Origin of the sequence: Pantoea sp. CTOTU49201, from assembly GCF_032054795.1 — a bacterium.
Taxonomy (GTDB): Bacteria; Pseudomonadota; Gammaproteobacteria; order Enterobacterales; family Enterobacteriaceae; genus Pantoea; species Pantoea symbiotica.
Genome location: NZ_DAMBSA010000304.1, coordinates 1 through 5944 on the forward strand (window position 1 = coordinate 1; position 5944 = coordinate 5944).

Sequence of the window (5944 nt, forward strand, 5' to 3'; positions counted from 1 at the left end):
ATAAATTATTCAACCATTAAACCAGTTCCGTTTTTACCCCTTGCTGTACCAGCAATTCTGCATCATCGCCGTGGCGATAAACGTTGTATTCCACGCCTGCAATCGTAACGCTACCATTCTGATGTTTCCATTCAGTGATATCGCTCTGTTGTGGTAATAAAGCTTTGAGTTGCACCTCATTAGCATCACTGCCATTAACCATTAATTGAATTCTGTCGTCCTCGATAAACAGGTTTTTTTCACCGTTCTTGAGTAGCGTATTGAGTTCAATGGATAAGGGCTCAATATCATCAACTAATAAATCAAAGATGAACTGCTCGGATAACATCGTGTCATTATTTGTTGCGCTCTCTGAAGCTCCCCATTTTATCCAGTCGAAGGCTATTTCAGCTCCTGAAACTGTTGTTATTTCAATGTAACTGATGTCCACATTTTCTGATAAATAGTCAAAAGTATAGTAACCCGGAATGGATAATTGATTGCTGCTCACGGTTAATGAGCCGACTAATGACTTTTCCGCGCTGTAAAAAGCAATTTGCGCAGTTGAAACGACATCATTTTGCAGAACTGAAAATTCAAATTTGCTGGTGGGGGAAGGGAGAGCTAATGTGACTTTACTTTCGAGGTTTACCACCAGAACACGCTCTGCATAGAATCCAGACGCATTATTTTGCGCATTAACGACACCTTGTTCATGCATGACGAGGCTTGCACCTGAATCTAACGTGTAACTTAAGCCTTCAACGAATTCGGTAAAGCTATAACTAAACTCTTCCAGCCCATTGGCATCAGAAACCGCGCCAATATGCAGAGTAAATGCATCGCTCCAGCCGCCAAGCGTGCTTTTACTTGTTCTAAAATGCCAACTGCCAGTGGCGAGTTCTGCTTCAGGTGTCCAGCTCCAGTTACCTGCTGAATCGGTGATTACGCTATACACCATCGAAGTGGTACCGCTGTTGGTGCGAAAAAAGATCACGCTATTGGCTTCGGCACGGCCATACAGATGTGGCGTTGCGTCATCAGTGGTGTCATTGCTGCGCAACACTTCCGTCGATCCCGCATCAGGCAGAGCTTCGGTGATTACCGGTTCATAACCCTCTGCACCAGTAATAATCAGTGAAAAAGCCTCGGACCAATCTCTGGCTTCTTGCGGCTGAACATCAAAGTTCCAGTTTCCTGCCGACAAGCTGGAGGCAGGTTTCCACGTCCAGTTACCGCTGCTGTCGACGTCAACCACCACCGTGCCGCTTGGCTGGCCAGACTGCGTGTAGCGCAGCACAATTTTGCTGTTGCTGGTTCCACGACCGTTAAAAGTGGGCGTTGCTCCATCAGTAATGGCTCCACTACTCAGCGGCCCTTGCCATGCGCCGAAATCATCGAATACAAATTCGATACGCGTTTTCTTTTGGATATCTTCGGCAGTGGCAATCTCCAGCCGGAAAAGGCTGCTGCTGTAACCACCAATACTGGCTTGGAACTCATATTCACCGGCAGCAAACGGCGTGTTGGGTGTCCAGCTCCAATGCGTGCCGTTGGTCGTTGCGATGGCGCTGCCAGTCCATGTGTCGCTGCTGGTGAGGCGGTAGTAAATAGTCACGATCATGTCATCGGAGACCTCACCGCTTAACGTGGGTGTGGTGTCTTCTGTTAATGAGCCGCTGGCAAGATTAAGCGGATCGACACCTGTGTCATCCACTGCCTTTTTGATAGTGATGGTATTTGGCGGCAGTTCAGTGCTTCCAGCCTCGACCACAATAGCGAAGGGCGCAGAAGCTGTACTACTGCGCTTTACATTGGCGAAGGTTTCTTCGGCGACCAGTGTGAGGTTGTTGACCCCGTCATCCAGATCGACCGATGGTTCTATCACCCATTTACCGCTGGTTTTATCGGCGAGCGCGCTGCCTAACGTGTTGCCTTGCGCATCCCGCAGATAAACGGTCGTGCCTTCTTGCGCAATACCGGTCAGTTTCGGGCGTTTATCATCAATGATCTGACCCGCATCAAAACTGCCGGTTTTAGCACCGTGATTGTCATACAGATTGAGCAGCTCAGGTGCATTGGGAGGTGTCGTATCTACGCGCAGCGTTAATAGCGTTGGCTTGCCGATGTTGCCTGCACGATCTTTAATTGTTACCGAGACGCTGTAATCACCGTCAGGCATAGGCACCTTTGAAGTCCATGTATATCTACCCGTTACAGAATCGACAGGGACCTCAAAGTATTGCCCGCCGACAGAGATCTGGGCAATGGCCCCCGTCTTTCCTTTTTCACCCGCAGCACCACCGGAAATGCTGGGCAACGAGGTATTTCTCTGCGCATAAACCGTGCCGTTATAGGCCTGTAAATTCATATCATGGCTGGATGGTGTAACATCATCGCTATTCAAACGGGGTTGCTGCAGAACGGTGCCGTCCGCTCCTACCACAATAATAAAAGGTGCAGAAGGCGAACCTTCGCGCATTTTGTTGGCAAACTTTTCCTCAGCGACCAGCGTCAGGCTATTGGCACCGTCTTTGAGATCAATGGTTGGATCTATCACCCATTTACCGGTGGTGCTATCGGCTTTTGCACTGCCAATCGTGTTGCCATCGACATCACGCAGATACACCGTAGAGCCTTTTTGGGCCAGACCGGTCAATGTCGGACGCTTATCGTCGGTAATTTTGCCCGCATCAAAACTACTGGTTGAAGTGCCAATGTTGTCATACAGATTGATGAGTTCAGGTGCTGCAGGTGGCGTGGTATCTACCCGTAAGGTATATAACGAAGGCTTTCCAACATTCCCGGCACGATCTTTGATGGTAACCCAAACGCTGTAATCACCATCGGGCAAGGGCGTGTTCGCGGTCCATGTGTATTTACCGGTTAGCGGATCAACCGGGACCTCATAATATTCGCCGCCAACCGAAATTCGGGCTACTGCACCTGTTTTTCCTTTCTCATCGGATGCGGTGCCAGAAAGGGTTGGGAGAGAAGTATCTCTCTGGGCATAAACAGTGCCTGTATAGGTCTGAGGATTCATTGCTAAGATTTCCTGGTATTCAAAAGCATAAAGTCAAGGGCTCAATGGCTTATCAGTTGTGCTACATGGCGTTGTGTAGAGATTTATCCAGCTGGAAAGGTAATGGATGGCAGAAAATTGAATGACGAGAAAGGTCTTAAATAAAAGGCCACATTGTTAAACAATGTGGCCTGAATAAGTGTTTTGGATTTTTTAATTAATTAGATTAGCTCGGTTTTTACTCCTTGCTGCACCAGCAGTTCAGCTTCATCCCCATGGCTATAGACGTTATATTCGACCCCCGCAATGGTAATCGTGCCGTCCTGATGCTGCCATTCACTGATGTCGCTGCCTTCCGGCAGAATATCTTTGAGCTGGACAACATCGCCTTCATTGCCTTTTACCAGCAACTGCGTTTTACCATCTTCGATAAACAGATCTTTCTCGCCGTGCTGGAGCAGGGCGTTGAGATCGAGCTTCAGAATATTATCGCCGCTACCGGTAATGTCGATAATTTCTATCGATTCAATCTGCTTAATATCCGCGGTTAAATCGAGAAGCTGATCATTGTGGGTGAGTTGCAAAGTATCGGTTTTACTTTCGCTGCCGATAATGTATTTATGCGCTAAATCACCTGTTTCATGTAATTTATGTGCGTTGTCATCAGAATTAATTAAATTTTCTGATTTTTGCTCTTCATTTATCCCAAGTGCGCGTGGCAGTTTAGTTCCCCAAAGGATATTATCTATTCCCCCGGTCGCATCCGGTTTTGTAGTACTTATGTCGACTTTTCCAATTAGCCTTCCCTCAGGTGCAAAATATCTGTATTTATTTAACGTATGTGGTCCTACATCGATCCCTTCATTTTGATCACTAAGTAATAACCCTTTAGTGTCATAAATTTTTATCCTGGCAATATATATTCGTGAAGGCGATGAAACAATATCAAATGTTACATCTGTCGTCCCGTTATCCCAACCCAATGAAAGGCCAGTCGGTGAACCTGGATAAATTGAAGATGGATTGATATGTATAAAATGTACCCCCGAAATAAGTTGGACTTCTGCTGCTTTGAGTAATCTGAGGCCATCATTCATAATAGTGTTAGCAGGTACTAATCCCCTGTCTGGTCCTCCTCCATTTGGACGAAGATATTCCAGAATCCAGTCAAAGCGTTCCTCACCTGAAGATCCTTGCGGAAGAACCTCCAGATTTAGTTTAAACGTGTCACTCCAACCGCTTGCCGCGGATTTGCTCACCTGGAATTCCCAGTTGCCCAGCGCTAGCGCGGACTGCGGCGTCCAGCTCCAGTTTCCATCCGGATTGGTCGTTAGGCTGTAAATGTTGTCATTGGTGCCACTGGCTGCACGCAAATAAACGATGCTGTTCGCTTCGGCGCGGCCGTTCAGGGTTGGCGTGGTGTCGTCGGTGGTATCGCCGTTAGCCAGCACCATAGACGTACCCATATCGTCATAACCGTCGGTAATAACTGGATTAAAACCATCGCTACCGGTGATGCTCAGTGAGAAGCTATCTGACCAGGCGTTGTGACCCTGTGGCTGAACTTCAAAGCTCCAGTTACCGGCTGGCAGGCCTGACGCTGGCGTCCACGTCCAGCGGCCGCTGCTGTCCACATCAACCACCACGGTATTCGCCAGCTGTCCCGCCTGCGTGTAGCGCAGCACAACTTTACCGTTGGCTTCACCGCGTCCGCTGAACGATGGCGTGGCGTCGTCCGTAATTGCGCCGCTGCTCAGTTCACCCTGCCAGGCGCCGAAGTCATCCTTCACGGTTTCGATGCGGGTTTTGTTGATGATGTCAGCGGCTGTGGCGATATCCAGCGTGAACAGGCTGCTGCTGAAGCTACCAATGCTGGCCTGGAACTCATACGCGCCGTAAGGGAGCGCGCTGCCCGGCGTCCAGCTCCATTCGGTGCCGCTGACGGCCGCGGTGGCGCTGCCGGCCCAGGTGCTGCTGCCCGCCAGGCGATAGTAAATCGTCACGCTGTTGCCCGCAGAAACGTCGCCGCGCAGGGTTGGCGTGGTGTCATCGGTCAGCGCGCCGCTGGCGAGTTTTCCGGTATAAGCACCCACATCGTCGATGGCTTCTTTGATGGTAATGGTGTTCGGCGGCAGAACCGGCGTATCTGCACCAATCACAATAGTAAACGCAGCAGATGACGTGCCGGTGCGCGTCTTGCCGGCGAAGGTTTCTTCAGCAACCAGCGTCAGGTTGTTAGCGCCATCTTTCAGGTCTTCATTCGGCTCCATCTTCCATATGCCTGTAACTTTATCTGCAAGCGCGCTGCCGATGGTTTTACCGCTGGCATCTTTGAGGTATACCGTGGTACCCGCCTGAGCCAGACCGGTGAGTTGCGGGCGTTTATCGTCGGTGGTTTCGCCGGGATCAAAGCTGCTCTGGTTTGCACCCTGATCGTCATAAAGGTTGATCAGTTCCGGCGCTTCCGGCGGCGTGGTATCCACGCGCAGGGTGTACAGCGTCGGTTTACCGATGTTACCGGCACGATCTTTAACCGTCACCGAAACGCTGTAATCGCCGTCGCTAAACGGTACGGTCGCGGTCCAGCTATATCTGCCGGTGGCCGGATCAATATCAACTTCATAATATTCCCCGCCGACGACGATTTGAGCGATCGAACCCTGTTTGCCAATTTCACCGGGAGCACCACCGGAAAGGGTGGGAAGTGAGGTATCGCGTTCAGCATAAATAACGCCACTGTATGCCTGAGTGCCTAAATCCCGGTCGGATGAAGCAGATTCATTCACCGTAGCGGTGACGCTGTGTTGCAGCACGATTCCGTCTTCTCCCGTGATGAGCGTGAAGGGACCAGAAGGCGTTCCTTCACGTTTATTCGTTGCAAATGTTTCCTCTGCAACCAGCGTCAGAGTGTTGGCCCCATCTTTCAGGTCAGCTGACGGTTCC

At 49.9% G+C, this 5944-nt stretch carries 2 protein-coding genes; both read right to left on the reverse strand.

Features of this window, described 5'->3' with window-relative positions:
- Positions 1–16 precede the first annotated feature (16 nt).
- Positions 17–3022, reverse strand: a complete 3006-nt coding sequence (locus RTY00_RS18335; RefSeq protein WP_312665386.1) for an Ig-like domain-containing protein — start codon at positions 3020–3022, stop codon at positions 17–19.
- Positions 3023–3222: 200 nt separating this feature from the next.
- Positions 3223–5944 (reverse strand): Ig-like domain-containing protein (locus RTY00_RS18340; protein ID WP_312665387.1); only part of this gene is annotated, 2722 nt, incomplete at its 5' end.